Below are 22,934 nucleotides of genomic sequence, written 5' to 3' on the forward strand. Positions count from 1 at the left end.
GAAACAGCAAGCCCCGCAGAGGCGGGGCTTGCGTGCGGCAGCAGTATGTGCGGACGTCGATGAAAGCGACGTCAGCCCATTACGGCATCAGCCGTTGGCCTTCAGCTTGGCCAGGCGCAGCCAGGTATCGACCACGGTGTCCGGGTTCAGCGACACCGACTCGATGCCTTCCTGCATCAGCCATTCGGCCAGATCCGGGTGATCGGACGGGCCCTGGCCGCAGATGCCGACGTACTTGCCCTTGGCGCGTGCGGCCTTGATCGCCATCGACAGCAGCTTCTTCACTGCCGGGTTCCGTTCGTCGAACAGGTGCGCGACGATCGACGAGTCGCGGTCCAGGCCCAGGCTGAGCTGGGTCAGGTCGTTGGAGCCGATCGAGAAGCCGTCGAAGATCTCCAGGAACTCATCGGCGAGCAGTGCGTTGGACGGCACTTCGCACATCATGATGATCTTCAGGCCGTTCTCGCCCTGCTTCAGGCCGTTCTGTTCCAGCACCTCGACGACCTTGCGGCCTTCTTCCAGGGTGCGCACGAACGGAATCATGACCCACAGGTTGTCCAGGCCCATTTCGTTGCGCACGCGCAGCACGGCCTTGCACTCCAGCGCGAAGGCGGCCGAGAAGCTCGGGTCGACGTAACGGCTGGCGCCGCGGAAGCCGATCATCGGGTTTTCTTCGTGCGGCTCGTAGTTGCTGCCGCCGATCAGGTTGGCGTACTCGTTGGACTTGAAGTCCGACAGGCGCACGATCACCGGGTTCGGTGCAACCGAGGCGGTGAGCGTGGCGATGCCTTCGGCCAGGCGGTCCACGTAGAAGCTGACCGGATCACCGTAGCCGGCGATCTTCTCGTCGATCTTCTTCTTCGTTGCCGCATCCTGGCGGTCGTATTCCAGCAGCGCGTTCGGGTGGATGCCGATGTGGCTGGCGATGATCATTTCCAGGCGGGCCAGGCCGATGCCGGCGTTCGGCAGCTGGCCGAAGTCGAAGGCACGTTCCGGGTTGGCCACGTTCATCATGATCTTCAGCGGTGCCGGCGGCATGTTGCCCAGATCGGTGGTGGTGCGCTCGAAGCCGAGCTTTCCTTCGTAGATGAAGCCGGTATCACCTTCAGCGCAGCTGACGGTGACCAGCTGGCCATCTTCGATCACCTTGGTGGCGTTGCCCGAACCGACCACGGCCGGCACGCCCAGCTCGCGCGCGATGATCGCGGCGTGGCAGGTACGGCCGCCACGGTTGGTGACGATGGCCGAAGCGCGCTTCATCACCGGTTCCCAGTCGGGATCGGTCATGTCGGCGATCAGTACGTCGCCCGGCTGCACGCGGTTCATGTCGTCCAGCGTCTTCACCACGCGGGCCACGCCCGAGCCGATCTTGGCGCCGACGGCGCGGCCTTCGGCCAGCACGTTGCCGCCCTTTTCGGTCAGCGCGAAGCGCTCGATCTGGGTGGCGTGGCTGCGCGACTTCACCGTTTCCGGGCGCGCCTGCACGATGAACAGCTTGCCGCTGACGCCGTCCTTGGCCCACTCGATGTCCATCGGGCGGCCGTAGTGCTTTTCGATGACCAGCGCCTGCTTGGACAGTTCCTGCACGTCCTCGTCGCTGATCGAGAAGGTGTTGCGCAGTTCGACCGGGGTATCTTCGATCTTGACGCGCTCACCCGGAACATCCGAATACACCATGCGGATCGCCTTGCTGCCGAGCGAGCGGCGCAGGATCGCCGGCTTGCCGGCCTGCAGGGTGGGCTTGTAGACGTAGTACTCGTCGGGATTGACCGCGCCCTGCACGACCATTTCGCCCAGGCCGAACGAAGAGGTGACGAACACCACGTCGCGGAAGCCGGACTCGGTGTCCAGGGTGAACAGCACGCCGGACGAACCGACGCCCGAACGCACCATCAGCTGCACGCCGGCGGACAGGAACACGTCCTCATGCTTGAAGCCGTGGTGCACGCGGTAGGCGATGGCGCGGTCGTTGTACAGCGAGGCGAACACTTCCTTGACCTTGTGCACGACGTCGTCGGCACCGGTGACGTTGAGGAAGGTTTCCTGCTGGCCGGCGAAGGAGGCATCCGGCAGATCCTCGGCGGTGGCCGAGGAACGCACGGCCACGGCCACATCGCCGCCGCCGTTGTCGGCGCTCAGCTTGGCGTAAGCGGTGCGGATGTCCTGGTCCAGCTGCGGCTGCAGCGGCGCATCGATCACCCAGCTGCGGATTTCCTTGCCGGCGGCGGTCAGCGCGTTGACGTCCTCGACGTCCAGCGTGGCCAGCCTGTCGAAGATGCGCTTGGACAGATCGTTGTGCGCAATGAAGTCCTTGAAGGCTTCAGCGGTGGTGGCATAACCGCCCGGCACCGAAACGCCCAGACCGGCCAGGTTGCCGATCATCTCGCCCAGCGACGAATTCTTGCCGCCTACGCGGGCCAGATCGGCCAGACGCAGTTCGTGCAACCACAGGATGTTCTCGTTCAAGCGCGATGCTCCGTTTGGCCATCGCCCGAGGCGGGCTGAGTGGCCGCGTCCGTAGGAAGAAGCCGATATGATGCCGGGCAGAGCACCGTCGGCACAAGCTTGTGCTGGCGGCCTTTTTAAGCTTCGTAGGGGGTAAAAGCGCGCATGTCGACCATCCGTCCGGTGTTCTACGTTTCCGATGGAACCGGTATCACCGCTGAAACCATTGGGCATAGCCTGCTGACCCAGTTCTCCGGGTTCAGCTTCATTACCGACCGCATGTCGTTTGTCGACGACCCCGAAAAAGCGCGTGAAGCCTGTGCCCGGATCCAGGCGGCGGGGGAGCGCTACCAGGTCCGGCCGATCGTGGTGAACTCCTGCGTGGACCAGAGCCTGAGCCTGATCCTGGCCGACAGCGGGGCGCTGATGCTGGATGTGTTCGCGCCGTTCATCGAGCCGCTGGAGCGTGAACTGGCCAGCCCGCGCCTGGCCCGGGTCGGCCAGGCCCACGGCATGGTCGATTTCGATACCTACCACCGTCGCATCAACGCGATGAACTTCGCCCTGACCCATGACGACGGCATCGCGGTGAACTACGACGATGCCGACGTGATCCTGGTGGCGGTGTCGCGCGCGGGCAAGACGCCGACCTGCATTTACCTGGCCCTGCATTACGGGGTACGCGCGGCCAACTACCCGCTGACCGACGAAGACTTGGAAAGCGATCGCCTGCCGCCGCGACTGCGCAATTACCGGCGCAAGCTGTTCGGCCTGACCATCGATCCGGACCGGCTGCAGCAGATCCGCCAGGAGCGCCGTCCGAACTCGCGCTACGCCAACCTGGAGACCTGCAAGCGCGAGGTGGCTGCGGCCGAGACCATGTTCCGCATGGAGCGGATCCCGACCCTGAGCACCACGCATACCTCGATCGAGGAGATTTCCAGCAAGGTGCTGGCCACGCTGGGGCTGCAGCGCGAGCTGTATTGATCCTTTCCGGCGCGCTGCACTTCGCCCTGTAGAGCCGAGCCCACGCTCGGCTGGGCCGCCGGGTTCTTCCCGAACAGCAGCCGAGCATGGGCTCGGCTCTACACGGGGATCGTCGTTGTCGGGTTGGCTGTGGCTTCAGGCGCCCCCACGTTGAAGCACCAACGTGTAGGATCGACCCATGGCCCAAGCCTCGCCCCGCACCGAACGCATTCCCCGCCTGAGCCGGCTGAGCTGGCTCATGGGCCTGTACGCGGAGAACTACCGTCATCTGGTGCGCCTGTTCGAACCGGCCGGACTGGTGGCGGGCAGCTACATTTCCTCGATCGGCGACGGCCTGGACGTACGCCTGGACGTGATCGAGTGCCACCGCTACACGGTGGAACTGCGCCTGACCTACGACCTGGCTGACCCGGTCACCGGTGAGCCGGATCCCTCGGCGTATGTGCGCCTTTACCGTGACGCACGCCAGGCCGAGACCACCCATTGCTACGTCGGCCGCCGCTGGCAGGACACGATGGGCCTGTACCCGCCGCCGGCCGAGCTGATCAGCCACCGCATGCGGATGAACACCTTCCTCGGCAAGTGGCTGGAATACCTGGCTGAGCGCGGTCACGGCGTGGCCACCCTGCGCCGCGATCCCGATGGCGCAGGCACACCCGCCGAGCGCCGCCTGTCGCTGGTGCGCTGATCGGCCATAATCCACGGCTGACCTGCCGCTGGATGCCGCCCATGCCGTACACCCCGATCGTCGCCACCCTGGGCTACGTGCTGTCGCCTGATCGTCGCCAGGTGCTGATGATCCATCGCAACACCCGTCCGGGTGACCACCACCTGGGCAAGTACAACGGGCTGGGCGGCAAGATCGAAGCGGACGAGGACGTGGCAGCCAGCATGCGTCGCGAGATCGCCGAGGAAGCCGGCATCGACTGCACCTGCATGCGGCTGCGCGGCACCCTCAGCTGGCCGGGCTTCGGCAAGCACGGTGAAGACTGGCTGGGCTTCGTGTTCGTCATCGACACTTTCGAAGGCACCCCGCACGGCGGCAACCATGAAGGCACGCTGGAGTGGGTGGACCTGGACAAGCTGGACACGCTGCCGATGTGGGAGGGCGACCGCAACTTCCTGCCGCTGGTGTTCGACACCGACCCGCGCCCGTTCCACGGCGTCATGCCGTACAAAGACGGCCGCATGGTCAGCTGGTCCTACAGCCGGCTGTGAGGTGACGAATCGGGTGGGTGCCAACCTTGGTTGGCACGCTCTCCTGGCAAATTAATACCCGGATAATATTGACTCGGTTAAATTACCCGGGCAATATTCGCGCATCGCCTCTGATGCCATTGCCATGCCTGTGTCCCGACTTCCTCCCTTCAGCTGTTTCGACGGCCATCGCCTGGTCGCTTCCGGTACCCCGGAAGTGGCAGCGCTGGCGTTGAAACAGCTGCGTGCCGACAACGCAGCCGGTCCGCTGCTGGTGTTCGACAACGCCAGCGGGCGAACCCGCGATTTCGACACGCGCGGCAGCGACACAGAGCTGCTGGCGCGGGTGACCGAAGCGTTTCCCTCCGCCGTGGAGGCGGATGCCGACGCCACTACCGGAGAGGCGCCCGCGACCCCGCGTGGCCGTGGCCGCCCCAGACTGGGCGTGGTCGCCCGCGAAGTGACGCTGCTGCCGCGGCATTGGGCGTGGTTGGCCGAACAGCCGGGTGGGGCCTCGGTGGTGCTGCGCAGGCTGGTGGAAGCGGCCAGCCGTGCCGGTGCCGACGAGGACCGGCAGCGCCGCCACAGCGAGCGTACCTATCACTTCCTGCAGGCCATCGCCGGTGACCTGCCGGGCTTCGAGGAGGCCATTCGGGTGCTGTTCGCGCATGACCGCGCGGGCCTGGAAGCGGCGCTGCATTCCTGGCCCATGGATGTGCGCGACCACGCCCTGCGCCTGGCGTTCGAAGACGCTGACGGCTGAGCCATCGCGCCGTTGCTGAGCGACGGCGTCATCTGATCGCGGGCCGCGGCCCGCTTCCCCTGTGCTTGCTTTGCTGGCGGAAACGCCGGGCAGGGCGGCGCCTTGCCCAGAGAATCCCATGAGCCCCCCTGTACATCCGACACCTCCGGCAGCACCCCCGCTGTGGCGCACCTACCTGACGCTGCTGCTGCCGATGCTGCTGACCAATGCGTTGCAGCTGGCCGCAGGCACGCTGGACAACATCTATCTCGGCCACCTGCTTGGCACACAGGCGGTGGCTGCGGCCGCGGCGTTCTTCCCGGTCTTTTTCCTGCTGCTGGCCCTGGTGATGGGCCTGGCCACGGGCGCGATGGTGCTGATCGGCCAGGCCTGGGGCGCGGGCCGCCCGCAACAGGCGCGCGCGGTGGCCGGCAGCGCGGTGGCGCTGATCCTGCTGTTGTCGGTGCCGGTGATGGCCCTGGGCGGCGGTTTCGCGCCACAGCTGCTGGCGGCACTGGGCACGCCGGCAGCGATCCTCGGCGAGTCCATCGTGTACGCGCGCGTGCTGTTGCTGGCGGCTCCGGTGTTCTTCCTGCTGTGGCTGGCCACTGCCGTGAGCCGCGCGGTGGGCGATGCAAAGACGCCGCTGCAGGCGCTGCTGCTGGCCACGGTGGTCGGCCTGCTGTGCACGCCGCTGCTGATCCTGGGCTGGGCCGGCCTGCCGCGGCTGGGGTCGGCCAGTGCGGCTGTATCGGCGGCGTTTGCCTCATTGTTGGCCCTGGGCTGGTTGCTGTGGCGCTGGCAGCGGGTAGGACATCCCCTGGCACCAGGGCGCGAGCTGGTGCGTGCCATCCGTTTCGATGGCGCGCTCATCCGCGCGATGCTGCGCATCGGCGTACCGTCTTCGCTGCAGATGCTCAGCCTGGCCATTGCCGAGATCGTATTGCTGGGCTGGATCAACCGCTACGGCTACACGGCCACGGCCGCCTACGGTGCGGTCAACCAGTTGATGAGCTGGGTGCAGCTGCCGGCCATGTCACTGGGCATTACCGCCACCATCCTTGCGGCGCATGCGATGGGCGCGGGGCGTACGGCACGGCTGCCCGGCATCGCCCGCACCGGCGTGCTGCTTGGACTGGCGATGCTGAGTGCAGTGGTGCTGCTGGTGATGGTGCTTGCGCCCTGGCTGACCGGCGTGATCCTGGTGGCTGCCGAAGCGCGTGAACTGGCCACGCTGCAGTTGCGCACGGTGGCATGGGGCGTGCTGGCGATGGGCGGCAGCACCGTGCTGGTAGGGGTGATGCGCGGCAGTGGCACGGTATGGCGGCCAGCGCTGCTGGGCATGACGGCGGTATTGCTGCTGGAGCTGCCGCTGGCGATGTGGTTGCAGGCGCGGCATGGGCTGGCCGGCGTGTGGTGGGCGTGGCCGCTGGGGTTGCTGGCGATGCTGGTGATGCAGGTGATGTGTTTCGCCCGGTGGCGGCGGGTGCAGGCTGGGTAGTGCCGGCCGCTGGCCGGCAACGCTGAACGGTCGGGGCAGCCGGCCAGCGGTCGGCTCTACCACTTCAGGGCCGCTGCGCCAGCGGCAGGTGGAAGCACTCCGGCATCATCGCCGCCCGTCACCAGGAATCGGACGCGGCGGCGGCGGGCCCGCCGGTGACCATAGCGCCGACTCTGCGGCTTGGGAAGTAGGGAAACCCCGCGGAAGAGTGATGAGGAAATGTCCACCGTCGCAGTCGGTGAGATCTGGTTGTCCACAGGGGGTGTGGATTACGCGTGGGCAACTTTGTGGATAAGCCCCGACAGGCGCCACCCCCCTAGGCTGTCAAGATGGGTGGCGAAAAATTCACCGCCAGTGAGGACGAGTGAGGGGGCGGTGAAGGATCGGCTGAGCCAGCGCTGTCGCCAGCGGCGGCGCTCGCGGTAACCTGTGGGCCTTGATGCTCCGTGAGACCCCATGAAACGTCACTTCTCGATGCTGCGCGAATTCCAGCTGGCCGACTGGTTCACCCTGGCCAATGCTTTCTGCGGCACCGGTGCGGTCTTTGCCGCGATGCGCTTCCTGCAGGACGGCGAGCGCGGCTATCTGCTGTTCGGCATGGCGCTGATCCCGCTGGCCTTCATCTTCGACGCCCTCGACGGGCGCATCGCGCGCTGGCGCAAGTCCAGCTCCACCCTGGGCCGCGAGCTGGACTCGCTGTCCGACGTGATCTCCTTCGGCGTGGCGCCGGCGGCGCTGGCCTATGCCTGCGGCATGCAGGGTGGCTGGGACTGGCTGGTGCTGAGCTACTTCGTCTGCTGCGGCGTCAGCCGCCTGGCACGCTACAACGTCACTGCCGAGGCGCTCGCCGGCGACGAGGGCAAGGTCACGTATTTCGAGGGCACCCCGATCCCGACCAGCCTGGTGCTGGTGATCGTACTGGCGATTGCCGCCGGCACCGATGCCATCGGCCAGAACATCTGGTTCGGCCAGTGGCAGATCGGCCCGTGGCAGCTGCACCCGATGGTGCTGTTGTTCGCCCTGTCCGGGTCGCTGATGATCAGCAAGACCCTGCGTATTCCCAAGCCATGAGCCAGCCCTGCGGAGGCCTGCGATGACCAGCTCGGCCCACGACACCGGCAGCAGCGATTTCGAAACCCTGGCCCGGCAGTATTTCGGCGCCTGGGGCGATGCCCTGCGCCATGCGAGCACGCCCGGCGCACCCGCCGGTGACGATCCCGGCAGTTGGCAGCGGTTGTTCGACTGGTGGGGCCAGCTGTTGCCCGAGCAGGCGCAGGGCGCGCCGGAAGATGCCGTGCGCCGGTTCCGCGAACAGGCGGGCAGCTGGTACGGCACCATGCAGGAGGTCGCCGCACGGTTTGCGGGCCGCGACGCCAGCAGTGCCGATGTGGCCCAGGCCTGGCGCGAGGCGGTGCAGGGGCAGGGCGACGGCATGCTCCAGTGGATGCTGCAGGGCGCCCGTGGCAGCACGCACGCCGGCGCCGCGGTACCCGAATTCGCCGCCTGGCTGCAGCAGTTCCAGCTGCAGGCGGGCCCGTGGCTGCAGAGCCCGGCATTCGGCCCCGGCCGCGAGCACCAGGCGCGCTGGCAGGCCCTGCTGCGTGCGCAGGAGGAATACCAGCAGCATTCGCGCGCCTATGTCGATCAGATCAAGCAGGCACTGGACGAAGCCTTTGCGCTGTTCGAGCAGCGCCTGGCCGAGCACGAACAGCCCGGCAGCCAGCTGACCAGCGCCCGCGCGATGTTCGACCTGTGGATCGAAGTTGCCGAGGAGGCCTACGCCAAGGTCGCCATGTCCGAACCGTTCCAGCAGGTGTACGCCTCGCTGGGCAACGCGCAGATGCGCCTGCGCGCCGGCCTGCAGCGGGAGGTGGAACAGATGAGTGAACGGATCGGCCTGCCGACCCGCAGCGAGATGGATGCCGCACACCGCCGCATCGCCGAGCTGGAGCGCAGCCTGCGCCGCCTGCAGGCGCAGGTGGCTGTGCTGGCCGGAACCGCTGAGGTCGATCCGGTGGCGCAGCCGGCGCCGGCGAAGGTGAAGCCAACTGCGCGCAAGGTCGCGAAGAAGGCCGCGCCGGCAAAGAAGGCGCCTGCGAAGAAGACATCTGCAAAGAAGACATCTGCGAAGAAGGCCGCACCTCGCGCTTCCGCTCGGGCGCGTGACCGATGAAGGGACCATTGGGCTTCAACGCCGATGACCTGATGCAGGAGAGCCTGGCCATGCAGCGCAAGCTGATGAAAGGGCTGAAGCTGCTGCCGCAGGTGGAAGACGTGGACTATGGCGTGACCGCGCGCGAGGAAGTCTGGCGCGACGGCAAGGTGGTGCTGTATCGCTTCGTCGGTGAGCAGGCGCCGACCCGGCGCACGCCGCTGCTGATCGTCTACGCGCTGGTCAACCGGCCGTACATGGTCGACCTGCAGGCCGACCGTTCGCTGGTGCAGAAGCTGCTGGCGCTGGGCCAGGACGTGTACGTGCTGGACTGGGGCTACCCGGACCGGTCCGAACGCTTCCAGACCCTGGAGGACTACCTGCTGCGCTACATCGACGGAGCGGTCGATGCGCTGCGCGTGCGCAGTGGTGGCCCGGTCGACCTGCTCGGCATCTGCCAAGGCGGCGTGTTCGCACTCTGCTACGCAGCGTTGCGCCAACAGAAGCTGGGCAAGCTGATCACCATGGTCACCCCGGTCGATTTCCAGACCGCCGACAACATGCTCTCGCACTGGGCGCGGCAGGTGGACGTGGACCTGCTGGTCGATACGCTGGGCAACATCCCGGCCGACCTGATGAACGCCAGCTACCTGATGCTCAAGCCGTTCCGCCTGAACGTGCAGAAGTACGTCGGCCTGCTCGACATCCTCGATGACAAGGCGGCGCTGGAGGACTTCCTGCGCATGGAGAAGTGGATCTTCGATTCGCCGGACCTGGCGGGCGAGGCGTTCCGCGATTTCATCAAGCAGTTCTACCAGGCCAATGGCCTGATGAAGGGCACGGTAAGGATCGGCGAGGAAGCAGTGGACCTGTCGCAGGTGACGCTGCCGGTGCTGAATATCTACGCCGAGCAGGATCATCTGGTGCCGCCGGACGCCTCGCGCGCGATGCGCGGGCGCCTGGGCACGGACGACTACACCGAGTCCAGTTTCCGCGGTGGCCATATCGGCATCTACGTGTCCGGGCGCGCGCAGCGCGAAGTGCCGGCCACGATCGATGGTTGGCTGAAGGCGCGCGACCTGTAGAGTCGAGCCCTGCTCGACTGACTTGGAGGGATGATGACGTACCGGATTTTGTTGATTCTTGCGGTACTGCTGGCAGCGCCCCTTGCCCAGGCCGCACCCGGTGCGGATGCACGGCGGGAGATCGCCCAGTTGATCGCCAGCCTGGACGGCTCCCAGTGCCGGTTCCAGCGCAATGGCAGCTGGTACGACGGCGGCGATGCGCGCGCGCATCTGCAGCGCAAGTACGACTATCTGCTGAAGAAGGACATGGTGGACAGCGCCGAGCAGTTCATCGAACGCGCCGCCAGCCAGAGCAGCATGAGCGGCAAACCCTATCGCATCCAGTGCCCGGGGCAGCCTGAACAGACCGCAGCCGCCTGGTTCGGTGCGCGCCTGCAGGCGCTGCGTCACCGCACGCCGTAGACATGGGCAGGGTGTAGAGTCGAGCCACGCTCGACTGCCCTGTCCGTTGCCCGGAGCCGCCGCCATGAACACCACGCCCAAGACACTGTCGCGTTCATTGAACGACCGCATGATCGCCGGCGTGATGGGTGGCATTGCCCATCGCTTCGGCTGGAATGCCACCCTCCTGCGGGTGGTCTACGTGCTGCTGTCGCTGGCCTCGGCGGCCTTCCCCGGCATCCTGGTCTACCTGATCCTGTGGCTGCTGATGCCGAACGAGGCCGATTGAACACCGCCTCCCGGCCTTGGCCGATCTGGCTGCGCGCGCTGCAGGTGCTGGGCGCGGTGTGGACCCTGCCCAACACCCTGATCGGCCTGATGGGTGGGTTGGCCGGCATGCTCGGCGGCGCGACATTGCGCTGGAGCGGGCGTGACTGCGCGCTGGTGTTCGACCGTTGGCCGTGGGGGCCGGGTGGGGCGATCACCTTGGGCAATGTGATCCTGCACACGGGCCACGATCTTGGCATTTCCTGCCGGACCTACGCGCATCAGGCGGGGTGGGGCGTGGAGCCGCTGATCCGGCTGGACGACCATGAGCGTGCGCATGTCTACCAGTACATGGTGCTGGGGCCGCTGTACCTGCCGGTGTACCTGCTGTGTGGCGGGGTGAGTGCGCGCAATCCGTTCGAGCGGGCGGCCGATCATTTCGCCCGGTTCGGGCAAGGCTGGTGGCCGTAGTTTCCAGCCAACGGCGCAGCCCCTCGTGGCTTGGTCGCGGAATGCCTGCTTCCTGGGGGCTGGCCGGGTGGGTGGGGCCAGCGCGGACGCCGTGAACCCATCCATGGGGGCTTGGCCGCGGCTTGCACGTGTGCGCTGTCCTGCGCACACGGCAAGACCGGGGTTGGGCGTCCTGCCCAACCCGTCGGGCGCATGCGTCCGACCCATGCCGCGGATACCCCGCCACCCCCACCCACCCGGCCGCTGACAGATTCCGTGCGCGTCCAGCCACGGAAGAGATAAAGAACAGCAAAAGCGGGTCGCGCGCTGCGCTTGCTCGTGTAGAGCCGAGCCTGCGCTCGGCTTCGCGGACTGGCCGGAAAGCAGCCGAGCGTGGGCTCGGCTCTACAAAAAGCGGCCAGCCAAGCTGTTTTTGCTTTTGATCTTCTTTTTTCTTTTCCGTGGGTGAACGTGCCCGAAAAACTGTCAGGGGCCGGTCGGGGTGGGTTCGCGGGACCGTTGGCGCCATGGATGGCGCCATCGAGCCCCCATGGACGGGTTTACGGCGTGTCCCGCGCACCCACCTCGCCCGGCCCAATCACATCAAACGCGTTACACGACCACCCACGAGGGGCTGCGCCGTTGGCGGGAATCCCCCACGGATTCGTTAGCCGGAAGTTAAAGATCCGTAAGCATTCTGCTGCGATCCCGCAGTCATCTGCATGCAACCGATCGTCATTAGCCTTCGTGACGTTCCAGTCAGGTTCGACGCGGTAAGCTCTCCCCCGATGAGCTCGCAGCATCGCTCATCGAGTGCAGTACGCAGTAGCAATTTGGAGGAATACATCACATGGCAATCGTTCTTTATGTCGGTGGTAGCAAGGATGGCGAGAAGGGCGTGGTGCCCTACGGCTTCAGCAAATCCCGCGCCGACACCGCGCTGGGGCCGGAGTTCTACACGGAGCGGTTCATGGAACTGCAGGGTGTCGGCAAGGTCCGCCTGATGGCCCTGGAAGGCATGCGTGACGAGATCGTCATGCAGCGCGCCGCCCGCCACTACCGCTGACCTACGCAACACGCGGCAGGGCGCGCCCACCATCGCGCGCCCGCGCCGGCATCCCAGCCCCGGGCCAGTCCGGGCCCGCTCTTTGCCAGGATGCCGGCGTCCACTCCGGCTACGGCGCTGAACCTCGTCCCCTGTCAATGCCTTGTCCGGCTCCGTCGTCGGTTGCCAGAATGGGGTCTTCCCGTAACGCGGCTCAGACCTGAAGCAATGCACGACGCCAAGAACGCCCAGAGCGCGCTCGCCCAGCAGATCGCCCAGACCATCGCCGACGAGATCGGTGCCCAGTCCGCCCAGGTACGCGCCGCCGTCGGCCTGCTCGACGAGGGCGCCAGCGTTCCGTTCATCGCGCGCTACCGCAAGGAAGTGACCGGTGGCCTGGACGACACCCAGCTGCGCAACCTGGAAACCCGGCTGACCTACCTGCGCGAGCTGGAGGACCGCCGTGCGGCGGTGCTGGCCAGCATCGGCGAGCAGGGCAAGCTCAGCGACGAGCTGCGCAATGACATCCTGGCCGCCGATACCAAGAGCCGGCTGGAAGACCTGTACCTGCCTTACAAGCCCAAGCGACGTACCCGCGCCCAGATCGCCCGCGAGGCCGGTCTGGAGCCGCTGGCCGATGGCCTGCTGGCCGATCCGACGCAGGACCCGCAGACGTTCGCGGCCACCTTCGTCGATACCGACAAGGGTGTGGCCGACACCAAGGCCGCGCTGGAAGGCGCCCGCGCGATCCTGATGGAGCGCTGGGGCGAAGATGCCGCGTTGGTTGGCGAGCTGCGCACCTGGCTGGGCGAGACCGGCGTGATCCGTGCCCGCGTGGCCGAGGGCAAGGAAACCGAAGGCGCCAAGTACCGCGACTATTTCGAACATGCCGAATCTCTGGCGAAGATTCCCTCGCACCGGTTGCTGGCGCTGTTCCGCGCGCGCCGCGAAGAGATCCTGTTCCTGGAACTGGACCCGGGCAGCGATGCCGAAGCGGGCCACCAGTACGCCGAGGGTCGGGTGGCACGCAAGGCCGGCATCGCCGACCGGGGGCGTGCCGCCGACCGCTGGCTGCTGGATGCCTGCCGCCTGACCTGGCGCGCCAAGCTGCACACCCATCTTCTGCTGGACCTGTTCAACCAGGCCCGCGAAAAGGCCGAAGCCGAAGCCATCGCGGTGTTCGGCGACAACCTGAAGGACCTGCTGCTGGCCGCACCGGCCGGCCCGAAGACCGTACTCGGCCTGGACCCGGGCATCCGTACTGGCTGCAAGATCGCCGTGGTCGATGCCACCGGCAAGCTGGTCGCCACCGACACCATCTACCCGCATGAGCCACGTCGCCAGTGGGAGCAGTCGGTGCAGACGATCAAGCAGCTGTGCGCCAAGCACAACGTGGAGCTGATCGCGATCGGCAATGGCACCGCCAGCCGCGAAACCGACAAGCTGGCCGGCGAAGCGATCAAGGCTGCCGCCAACCCGAAGCTGCAGAAGGTCGTGGTCAGCGAGGCGGGCGCCTCGGTGTACTCGGCCTCCGAGTTCGCGGCCAAGGAGTTCCCGGGGCTGGACGTGTCGCTGCGTGGCGCGGTATCGATCGCTCGTCGCCTGCAGGACCCGCTGGCCGAACTGGTCAAGATCGAACCCAAGGCGATCGGTGTCGGCCAGTACCAGCACGACGTGGACCAGTACCGCCTGGCGCGGGCGCTGGACGCGCGCGTGGAGGACTGCGTGAACGCCGTGGGCGTGTACGTGAACACCGCCTCGGCCGCGCTGCTGTCCCGGGTGTCCGGCCTGTCGGCCACGGTGGCCGAGAACATCGTGCGCCATCGCGACGACAACGGCCCGTTCAAGCGCCGCAAGGACCTGCTGAAGGTCGCGCGCCTGGGCGAGAAGACCTTCGAGCAGTGCGCCGGCTTCCTGCGCATCGCCGATGGCGACCAGCCGCTGGACGCCTCGGCGGTACACCCCGAAGCCTATCCGGTGGTTGAGCGCATCGTGGCCAGCACCGCGCGCCCGATCAAGGCGCTGATCGGTGACGGCAGCTTCCTGCGTGGCCTGAAGGCAGAACAGTTCACCGACGACACCTTTGGCGTCCCGACCGTGCGCGACATCCTGAAGGAACTGGAAAAGCCGGGCCGCGACCCGCGCCCGGAGTTCAAGGCGGCGCGCTTCGCCGAGGGCGTCGAGGACATCAAGGACCTGCGCGAGGGCATGGTGCTGGAGGGCGTGGTCAGCAACGTGGCCGCCTTCGGGGCCTTTGTCGATATCGGCGTGCACCAGGACGGCCTGATCCACATCTCGGCGCTCGCCGATACCTTCGTGAAGGACCCGCGCGACGTGGTCAAGGCCGGTGACATCGTCAAGGTGAAGGTGCTGGAGGTGGACGTGGCGCGCAAGCGCATCGCCCTGACCCGGCGCCTGGACGATACCCCGGGCCAGGCCACCAGCCGCCCGGGCCAGCGCGATGAGCGGGGCCAGGGCCAAGGGCCGCGCCGTGACGCTGGCGGCCAGAACCGTGGACCGAACCGCGGCCAGGGCGCTGGCGGCCGTCCGGCCCAGTCTGCGCCGCCGGCCAACAATGCCCTGGCCGAGGCCTTTGCCCGGGCCAAGCGCAGCTGAGGATCGTGCCCCCCGTCACGGTTGATCCGGGGTGGGGGACTTGTCGGTTTTCCCCGTGATTGCGCACACTTGCGCCTGAGGGGGGCGTTTGGCCTCCCCGCTGTCGCTGGGGAGGACCATGACGCCAGCACGACCCGCCGTCTTCGTTGCAGGCCGCAGCGCTCCGCTGCGGTCGGCGCCTGCCCGTGCCGGCAGGGGACCGGAGTGATGCCGGGCCAGGGCACCCACGGCAATGGACTGCTGGAGCGCCGCCTGCAGGCGTTGGCGGAAGAGCGTCGCCGGCTGGCGATGATCATCGACGGTACCGCTGCGGGTACCTGGGAATGGAACGTGCAGACCGGCGAGATGCGGGTCAATGCGCGCTGGGCCGAGATTGTCGGTTATCGCCTGGATGAGCTGGAACCGATCTGCCAGAAGACGTTCCTGAAGCTGGTCCATCCCGATGACATTGCGCTGTCCGATGCAGCGCTGGACGATCATTTCGAAGGGCGCAGCGACAACTACGCCTGCCTGCTGCGCATGCGCCACAGGAACGGCCAGTGGATCTGGATCCAGGACCGTGGCCGGGTCTTTGAATGGGACGGGCACGGCAAGCCGCTGTGGATGGCCGGTGCCCATGCCGATGTCACCGAGCTGCAGCAGGCAAGGCAGGACGCGGCCGAGACCCGGCAACGCCTGCAGGCCGTGGTCGATGCGTCCGATGAGGTGGCGGTGATCGCCACCGATACCGATGGCACCATCACCCTGTTCAACACGGGGGCGGAGCGCCTGCTGGGCTACAGCGCGGCGGAGGTGGTCGGCCAGCGCCGGCTCGACGCCTTCCACGATCCAGCCGAACTGAAAGCGTGGTTGCAGCCGCTGGCTGATGCTGATGGCAATCTTCCCGGCGTGTTCGAGGCGCTGAGCGCGCGTGCCGACGGGCAGACCTACTCGCGGCAGTGGACGCTGCTGCGCAAGGATGGCCAGTCACGCCAGGTACGCCTGTCGATCAGCCGCATGGAGAGTGCCGATGGAACGCGCATCGGCTACGTCGGCATGGCCATCGACATTACCGAGATCCTGCAGGCACGCGCCGAAGCACGACTGTCGGCAGAGAAGTTCGCTGGCGCGTTCACCTCCGCCGCACTGGGCATGGCACTGGTGTCGCTGGAAGGACGCTGGCTGGATGTCAACGACGCGCTGTGCCGGATACTGGGCTACCCGCGAGAAGAGCTGCTGCAGGTCGATTTCCAGCGCCTGACCCATCCCGATGACCTGCAGACCGACCTGGCCCTGGTACAGGACCTGTTGGCCGGGCGACGCAGCCACTATCACCTGGAAAAGCGCTACCTCGACCGCGACGGCCGCATCATCTGGGCGCGGCTGTCGGTGTCGCTGGTGCGCAACGAGCATGGCGAACCGCTGCATTTCGTGTCGCAGATCCAGGACATCACCGCCCAGCGCAGCAGCGAGCAGCGCCTGTTCGAGAGTGAACAACGCAGCCGAATCACGCTGGATGCGGTGGCCGACCTGGTGCTCAGCGTCAGCCTTGATGGCCGCATCGACTACGCCAACGCGGCTGCGGTGCGCACCCTGGCCGGTGATGGCGCATTGTCGCTGGCCGGGCACAAGGTTCAGGACGTGCTGGCGCTGACCACCGAGTACGCGCCCGGTTCGGTACTGGATGTGACGGTGCTGCTGGACCCGGAGAGCAACGCGGTGGACCTGCACGCCGACCTGCTGCTGCGCCTGGGCACGGCAACGGTGCCGGTGGACCTGACCCGCGCCTGGCTGCGCGATGACGAAGGCCACGTGCGCGGCGCGGTGTGGGTGCTGCGCGACGACACCCAGCAGCGGGCACGCCAGCGCGAAGCCCGCCACCTGGCCGAGATCGATCCGCTCACCGAACTGAGCAACCGCCGCGGTTTCGAGGTACACCTGCAGCAGGCGATCACCCGCGTGGAGCGCACCGGCCAGGCTGCCTCGCTGATGTACATCGATCTGGACCGCTTCAAGCCGGTCAACGACACCTGGGGCCATCTGGCCGGCGATGCCGTGCTATGGGCGGTGGCCAGCGTGCTGCGCCATGGCGTGCGCGATTCGGACGTGGTGGCGCGGTTGGGCGGTGATGAATTCGCGGTCATCCTGTCCGGTTGCACGCCGCGGCGTGCGGCCCGCATCGGGGGCGAGCTGCTGCACACCCTGGCCGCGCTGTCCATTCCGTGGGACCAGGACCGGCTGCGGATCGGTGCCAGCATCGGTATCGCGCCGCTGGCCGGCGGCATGAGCGTGGACCAGGCGGTGGCTGCGGCCGATGCCCAGTGCTACCGGGCCAAGGCGATGGGGCGCAACAACGTGCAGGTGCAGGGCGAGTTGTCCCAGCTTCCGGGTGACGATCCCGACGCCGCGGAGGACTGATCTCAGCCTGTGAGAGGACGCGCGCGAATACTGCGCGCACTCCACTCACGCAGGTAACCTCCATGAATGCCTGGAACCCGGTTGCGGTACGCAAGTTCATTCCGGCCCTGATCGGCTGGTGCGTGGCGCTGGCCGCCTGTCTACGCGCCGAACAGCTGCGCGGCGACCTGCACGCACGGGCGTTGTTGCCCGTGTTGCAGCAAGGTGCGGTCGCGCTGCTGGTCCTGAGCCTGTCCTGCACGGTTGCGGCCTGCCTGTTGCTGTGGCGGCATGGCCGCAGCGATCATGTGCATCCCGCTGCAGGCACTACACCCGTACGGCATCCATCAGCAGGAACCGGCACGGCGCACACTGGAAGGCATTGATCTGTGGCACAAGGCGCTGGAAGTGTTCGCTGGCACAGTGCAGGTCGAGCGCGGCGCGGTCGGGCCACAGCTCGATGAAGATGAAGTGGCCGGATCCTTCTGGTCGACGAACAGTTCATAGCCGAGGCAGCGCGGCTCGCGCAGCGTGCACGCGACCAGCTCCCGGTACAGGGGAAGCACGGTGTCCACCGCATCGGGATGGATGAAATCCTCGGCGATCACTTTCAGCATGTCGGCACTTGCGAATCGGGCCTTGCAGGATAGCGCCGGCGCATGGCCGGCACCTGTTCCCGTCAACGCAATACCGTGTCCGCACTGACCAGCCGCACGTCATGCATCTGATTGAGGTAGGCCTCGTAGTAGCCCTTGTGCGAGGCACCCACGATGGCCAGCATGCGTCTGCCAGGATGCTGGCTCAGCACGTCGCGGATGTTGGCGACCATGCGCAGGTTGCGGGTTTCCCAGTAACCGACGTACATCCGGCCGAACGCCTTGGAGGACGGCTCGACGAGCGTCGCGCCGAAGTCGCTCTGGTAGGCGGCCATCGCCGCCGCCGGGCTGTTGTAGTCCCGATACAGCGCCATGACGCCGCCGGGCTTGTCCAGACCGGCCACGAGGCGTTCATCGGCCTCCCGCCGCGCGCGCGAGTGCGTATTGTTCCAGGCACCGGTGATGGCCGCGCTGGCCGCCGCTTCATCCTCGGCGGGCGTGGGCGAATCGGCCGTGTGGTCGTCCACGGCCCACAGGCGTTCCTGCCCGAGGCGGGCGGCGACCTCGGCGGCGATCAGGTGGGTTTCATTGCGGCGAACCAGGCCTTTTTCGAGGATCTCGACCAGGGCAGGTGTCAGTCCATCACCGCCTTTGCGCTCGGACGCAGGCAGGCGCAGCCACTGCACCTGCGCCGAGCCGCGTTCACCCGCTGCCAGGAACAATGCTGCGAGCCGACGACGCTGGGCGGGCGTCGGCTCGTCCGGCCAGGTCGCAAGCAGGTGCTCGGCCTGGGTGTTCGCCGTAGGCACGTCCAGTCCGGTCGCAGCCTGCGCAGCGGTGGTGTCGAAGCAGTAGGTGGCCACGCTCTCCGCATAGCGTGCCGGGTAGCGACGCATGAAATCGCACTGCAGGCCTGACAGGTCTTCGGTGGCGATCAGCTCGGGCTTCCAGGCGACCAGTCGCTGCAGCAACGGTTCAAGCAAGGCGGGCTGGAAGGACTTGGGCAGGCCGGACAAGTGGGTGGTGCCCAGTACCAGCACTTCGTTCGGGCGCCCGGCAGGCGGGCCCTTCAGCTGGTCGGGATGGAAGCTGGGGCGGTAGGTGGCGTCGGCAGCGAAGGCGCCGCTGCTGCACAGGCCCAGGATGAGGAAACTGGCCAGGCGTGGGAACATGCGATCTCCGTGTCAGTGAGCGTCCTGCGGTTCGCTGCATGCTGGCCAGTTTCATCTACCACCGGATCTCCCGTTGGTCATGCAAACCTTTTCCGCTTGAACTGCATCCGCGTGCCGGGCAAGGCTATGCCCAGTGACGGCGACAACGCGCGACATATGCCCTGACGACACCCGGTGCCGAGCAGAACCTGCCCAGCCGGCGCCTGGCGAAACCGCTCGGCGGTGCCCCTGTCTCGCGTGAGCAGAATGTGAAGTGCATCGCGATTGTCTACCGCATCCCTGCAGGAGCATCTGAAGATGCGACGGACGTCGCGGAATCCGGCTAAAGCCACCGATCGCATCGCCGATATTCCCTCTGGATCCCGCTCAAGTCGCCCGCTGCAGGACCCCAGGCTGCCCCCGACGGGCGGCCCGCGCTGTGTGTTCCGCCGCTCCTTATGCCGATCGCACCCGCACCAGACGTTCTTGCCAGCCGCTCGAGGGGTGCCTGCCGGTACCTGTAGTCCCAAGCAACTGAAGTTGCCGCCGGGCATCCCGCCCGTCGGGTCGCAACCGCTTACCGGACACCGAGGATCAGACAATGCTCATTCCAGGCTTTACGGCGGGCGCGCAGGCGCCGGCCGAGCTGCATACCCGTTGGTCGCCGTGGCGCGCCCTGCTGGGCGCGCTGGCACCGCAGCACCGCAGCGGCGTCGAGGCGGCGGCCGATGGCCGTGCCGAGCTGGAGGCGCAGGTCGCGGCGCTGCACCGGGTCCAGGCGGTCATCGAGTTCGCCCTCGATGGCACCATCCTGCAGGCCAACGAGAACTTCCTGCAGGCGATGGGTTACCGGCTGGAGGAGATCCAGGGCAAGCATCATTCCCTGTTCGTCGACCCCGAGCAGGCGCGCAGCGCCGGATACCGTGACCTCTGGGCGCGGCTGGGTCGTGGCGAATATGACGCGGGCCAGTACCGGCGTTTTGGCAAGAACCAGCGCGAGATCTGGATCCAGGCCTCGTACAACCCGGTGCTGGACCGGCAGGGGCGTCCGTACAAGGTGGTCAAGTTCGCCACTGACATCACTGCGCAGAAGCTGCAGGCGGCCGACTCGGCCGGCCAGCTGGCGGCGATCGACAAGTCGCAGGCGGTGATCGAGTTCAGCATGGATGGCCGCATCCTGTCGGCCAACGACAACTTCCTGGCTGCCACCGGTTACAGCCTGGATGATGTGCGTGGCCAGCACCACTCGCTGTTCGTCGAACCTGAGTATCGCAGCAGTGCCGAGTATCGGCAGTTCTGGGAAAAGCTCGGCCGTGGCGAATATGATGCCGGCCAGTACCGGCGCCTCGGCAAGGGCGGACGCGAGGTCTGGATCCAGGCGTCCTACAACCCGATCCTGGACCTCAACGGGAAGCCGTTCAAGGTGGTCAAGTACGCCACCGACATCACCGCGCAGGTGCATGAGAACCAGGCCATGCAGCGTGCCGTGGCGCAGACCCGTGAAGTGGTGGCGGCCGCCAAGGAGGGCGACCTGACCCGGCGCGTGGCCACCGCCGACAAGAACGGGCCGATCGCCGAGCTGTGCGAAGGGGTGAATTCGCTGGTCGAGGCGATGGCCGCGATCATCGGCCAGATCAAGTTCGCCGCTGACACCATCGCCGTCGGCGCCACCGAGATCGCGCAGGGCAACAGCGATCTGTCGCAGCGCACCGAGCAGCAGGCAGCGTCGCTGGAGGAGACCGCGGTGTCGATGAAGGGCCTGGCCGAGACCGTGCAGCGCACCGCGACCAACGCACGGCAGGCCAGTCAGCTGGCCGGTGGTGCCGCCGATGTCGCCGCGCGCGGCGGTAACGTAGTGCACGAAGTGGTGGAAACCATGGCGGTGATCAACGCGTCCTCGCGCCGCATCGTCGACATCATCGGCGTGATCGACGGCATCGCCTTCCAGACCAACATCCTTGCCCTGAACGCCGCGGTGGAAGCCGCGCGTGCGGGCGAACACGGGCGTGGCTTCGCCGTGGTCGCCACCGAGATCCGGGAACTGTCGCAGCGCTCGGCCAGTGCCGCCAAGGAGATCAAGCAGCTGATCGATGCGTCGGTGGCCAATGTCGGTGCCGGTACCGCGCAGGTTGAGAGCGCCGGCCGCACCATGGACGAGATTGTGGTCAACGTGCGCCGGGTCAGCGACCTGATGTCCGAGATCAGCACGGCCGCGCAGCAGCAGAGCGACGACATCCAGCAGATGAACCATGCCGTCGATCTGATCGACCAGGGCACCCAGCAGAACGCCGCGCTGGTCGAGGAAGCTTCGGCCGCGGCGCGCAGCATGGAAGAACAGTCGGCGCAGCTGCTGCAGACGGTGGCCAGCTTCCGCGTGCAGGGTGGGGCGGGGCACCTGCATGGTGCGGCGGTGCTGCGCGCGGTCTAGGCGCGGCGGTCGGCGTGTTGTTCCCCGGCCTCGACGGCCGGGGCGGCGTGCACGCAGTTGCGGCCGGCATGCTTGGCCCGGTACAGGGCCTGGTCGGCACGCTCGACCAGGCTGCGCGGGTCACCCTCATCATGCGCGGCCTGCCAGGCCACGCCGATGCTGATGGTCACGTGGGCCTGGGCGGCGGGCAGGGCGGCGGCTTCCACGGCGGCGCGCAGGCGCTCGCCCAGGCCCAGGGCGTGGCCGATGTCGGGCGCGGGCAGGGCGGCGATGAACTCCTCGCCGCCGTAGCGGGCCAGCAGGTCATCACCGCGTTGCAGGCAGCCGTCGAGGATCGCGGCGACCGCCTGCAGGCGGCGATCACCTTCCGGATGCCCGTAGGTGTCGTTGAGTCGCTTGAAGTGGTCGATATCGATCATCAGCACCGCCAGCCCCACGCCCTGGCGACGGGCGCGGCCGTGCGCGCTGCCGAGCGCTTCATCGAAGTTGCGCCGGTTGCCGAGCCCGGTCAACGGATCGCGCCGGGCCAGCAGCGCCAGCTCGTCGCGCTCACGCTGGATCTGCACCTGGGTGAGCACGCTGCGCAGGGCATAGCCGAGCATGGCACCGATGAACCCCACGGTGGCCAGGGTCGGCTGCAGGCGTGCCACCAGCAGCGCCACCATCATCAGCAGCAACGGCAGCATCAGCGGCACACCGGCATCGACGATGCGGCGGAGGTTGCGCGGCACAGCCACCGCCGGTGGGCGGTACGTGCTGCCGGCCAGCACTGCCAGCAGCACGAACAGCCCGCTGATCAGCAGGTCGCCCCAGCCACCATCGGGTACCTGCGGCTGCCAGGTATTGATGTAGAGCGCCATCAGGAAGTAGCCCAGCGCGTAGATCGTCAACGTGCGGAAGAAGTCGCGGCGGTCGGCATTGTCCTCGGCCAGGAAGCGGATCAGCGCGAAGCAGAACACCAGGCTGTTCTGCACGTTGCTCAGGGTATGCAGGCATTGCGTCCACAATGCGGTGTTGAGGTGTGCCACCGCCCGCGTATGCACGAAGTACAGCACCCACAGCAGCGCGATGACCGCCAGGTCCACCGCACGGATACAGCGGTTGCCGCCGCCTGGGCTGGCGGCAACGTAGGTCAGCGGAATCCGGTAGAACACATACAGGATCAGCGACGAGGCGGTCATCTGCGCAGGGCTGAGGCCGGCCACATTGCGATACAGCAGGGCCAGCAGGGCCAGCGAGAACAGGCCGACGGCAGCGCCCAGCGTTCGCCACTTGCAGGCCGCCTGGCTGTCGCGCGCGCGTCGCACGCAGGCCAGAGCGGCCAGAAGGGGGGCGGTGATCAGCATCAGGTAGGAGCCAACCGGGTCCTGCGGGCCGATCAAGGCAATGACGAGCGCGTGCGTGACCATGAAAAACAGTGCCGCACGCAACGTCATGCATTCCCCCGCCCCCAGATCCGGCTGGGATCACGATAGGCAGAAGTAGGTGAGGCTGGCAAGAAAAGTGTGCGCTAGT

At 67.1% G+C, this 22,934-nt stretch carries 19 protein-coding genes and 1 pseudogene; 15 read left to right on the forward strand and 5 right to left on the reverse strand.

The genetic code is table 11. From position 1 onward, the window contains the following. Positions 1-87: 87 nt before the first annotated feature. Positions 88-2,466, reverse strand: coding sequence for a phosphoenolpyruvate synthase (gene ppsA, locus VG556_RS09845; RefSeq protein WP_032956111.1), 2,379 nt, complete (start codon positions 2,464-2,466; stop codon positions 88-90). Between the two features lie 144 nt (positions 2,467-2,610). On the opposite strand from ppsA, the gene ppsR reads away from it, so the two are divergent. The 14 genes from ppsR (at position 2,611) to VG556_RS09915 (ending at position 17,265) form a co-directional block, all read left to right on the forward strand. Next, the gene (gene ppsR / locus VG556_RS09850; RefSeq protein WP_014647552.1) at positions 2,611-3,432 is read left to right on the forward strand and encodes a posphoenolpyruvate synthetase regulatory kinase/phosphorylase PpsR; all 822 of its coding nucleotides are present in this window, start codon (positions 2,611-2,613) and stop codon (positions 3,430-3,432) included. A gap of 178 nt (positions 3,433-3,610) precedes the next feature. Continuing rightward, entirely contained in the window at positions 3,611-4,120 is a 510-nt protein-coding gene (locus VG556_RS09855) for a DUF1249 domain-containing protein (protein ID WP_032956108.1), read from the forward strand. 41 nt (positions 4,121-4,161) lie between these two features. Beyond that, positions 4,162-4,650, forward strand: coding sequence for an NUDIX hydrolase (locus VG556_RS09860; RefSeq protein ID WP_100450270.1), 489 nt, complete (start codon positions 4,162-4,164; stop codon positions 4,648-4,650). Between the two features lie 124 nt (positions 4,651-4,774). Beyond that, positions 4,775-5,392, forward strand: a complete 618-nt coding sequence (locus tag VG556_RS09865) for a DUF2239 family protein (RefSeq protein WP_100450269.1) — start codon at positions 4,775-4,777, stop codon at positions 5,390-5,392. Positions 5,393-5,510: 118 nt separating this feature from the next. Then, positions 5,511-6,872: an MATE family efflux transporter gene (locus tag VG556_RS09870; RefSeq protein ID WP_100450268.1), complete on the forward strand. Its 1,362-nt coding sequence runs from the start codon at positions 5,511-5,513 to the stop codon at positions 6,870-6,872. A 456-nt stretch (positions 6,873-7,328) separates the two neighbouring features. Then, on the forward strand, positions 7,329-7,943 hold the full coding sequence (locus VG556_RS09875) for a CDP-alcohol phosphatidyltransferase family protein (protein WP_014647547.1): 615 nt from the start codon (positions 7,329-7,331) through the stop codon (positions 7,941-7,943). A gap of 22 nt (positions 7,944-7,965) precedes the next feature. Beyond that, positions 7,966-9,045 (forward strand): class III poly(R)-hydroxyalkanoic acid synthase subunit PhaE, encoded by a 1,080-nt coding sequence (phaE, locus tag VG556_RS09880; RefSeq protein ID WP_100450267.1) that lies wholly within the window; start codon positions 7,966-7,968, stop codon positions 9,043-9,045. Continuing rightward, positions 9,042-10,109, forward strand: a complete 1,068-nt coding sequence (phaC, locus tag VG556_RS09885) for a class III poly(R)-hydroxyalkanoic acid synthase subunit PhaC (protein ID WP_423179986.1) — start codon at positions 9,042-9,044, stop codon at positions 10,107-10,109. Before phaE ends, phaC begins: the two co-directional genes overlap by 4 nt. A gap of 33 nt (positions 10,110-10,142) precedes the next feature. Continuing rightward, positions 10,143-10,511, forward strand: coding sequence for a YfeK family protein (locus tag VG556_RS09890; RefSeq protein WP_049408149.1), 369 nt, complete (start codon positions 10,143-10,145; stop codon positions 10,509-10,511). A 64-nt stretch (positions 10,512-10,575) separates the two neighbouring features. Further along, positions 10,576-10,779: a PspC domain-containing protein gene (locus tag VG556_RS09895; RefSeq protein ID WP_014647543.1), complete on the forward strand. Its 204-nt coding sequence runs from the start codon at positions 10,576-10,578 to the stop codon at positions 10,777-10,779. Further along, the gene (locus VG556_RS09900; RefSeq protein WP_032956093.1) at positions 10,776-11,228 is read left to right on the forward strand and encodes a hypothetical protein; all 453 of its coding nucleotides are present in this window, start codon (positions 10,776-10,778) and stop codon (positions 11,226-11,228) included. The genes VG556_RS09895 and VG556_RS09900 overlap by 4 nt, the downstream gene beginning before the upstream one ends. An 829-nt stretch (positions 11,229-12,057) precedes the next feature. Next, complete coding sequence (locus VG556_RS09905) at positions 12,058-12,273, forward strand: hypothetical protein (RefSeq protein ID WP_005410085.1); 216 nt, start codon at positions 12,058-12,060, stop codon at positions 12,271-12,273. A gap of 207 nt (positions 12,274-12,480) precedes the next feature. Next, positions 12,481-14,868 (forward strand): Tex family protein, encoded by a 2,388-nt coding sequence (locus VG556_RS09910; protein ID WP_100450266.1) that lies wholly within the window; start codon positions 12,481-12,483, stop codon positions 14,866-14,868. A gap of 207 nt (positions 14,869-15,075) precedes the next feature. Continuing rightward, complete coding sequence (locus VG556_RS09915; protein ID WP_049404946.1) at positions 15,076-17,265, forward strand: PAS domain S-box protein; 2,190 nt, start codon at positions 15,076-15,078, stop codon at positions 17,263-17,265. A 140-nt stretch (positions 17,266-17,405) separates the two neighbouring features. Here VG556_RS09915 and VG556_RS09920 read toward each other — a convergent pair whose 3' ends face one another. From VG556_RS09920 to VG556_RS09930, 3 genes and pseudogenes are all read right to left on the reverse strand, one after another. Further along, on the reverse strand, positions 17,406-17,552 hold the full coding sequence (locus VG556_RS09920) for a hypothetical protein (RefSeq protein WP_154582529.1): 147 nt from the start codon (positions 17,550-17,552) through the stop codon (positions 17,406-17,408). A 19-nt stretch (positions 17,553-17,571) separates the two neighbouring features. Next, positions 17,572-17,861: pseudogene (locus VG556_RS09925) on the reverse strand (putative quinol monooxygenase). A gap of 62 nt (positions 17,862-17,923) precedes the next feature. Beyond that, a complete protein-coding gene (locus VG556_RS09930) occupies positions 17,924-19,012 on the reverse strand; it encodes a DUF5694 domain-containing protein (protein ID WP_100450265.1) in 1,089 nt (362 codons plus the stop codon). A 580-nt stretch (positions 19,013-19,592) separates the two neighbouring features. Between VG556_RS09930 and VG556_RS09935 the strand changes: the two genes are divergently transcribed. Next, entirely contained in the window at positions 19,593-21,419 is a 1,827-nt protein-coding gene (locus VG556_RS09935; RefSeq protein ID WP_100450264.1) for a methyl-accepting chemotaxis protein, read from the forward strand. Here the strand turns inward: VG556_RS09935 and VG556_RS09940 are convergent. After that, a complete protein-coding gene (locus tag VG556_RS09940) occupies positions 21,416-22,855 on the reverse strand; it encodes a GGDEF domain-containing protein (RefSeq protein ID WP_100450263.1) in 1,440 nt (479 codons plus the stop codon). The two genes, VG556_RS09935 and VG556_RS09940, sit on opposite strands and share 4 nt — an antisense overlap. Positions 22,856-22,934 lie beyond the last annotated feature (79 nt).

The sequence above is a fragment of the Stenotrophomonas sp. CASM106 genome, assembly GCF_049384825.1.
Classification (GTDB): Bacteria; Pseudomonadota; Gammaproteobacteria; order Xanthomonadales; family Xanthomonadaceae; genus Stenotrophomonas; species Stenotrophomonas muris.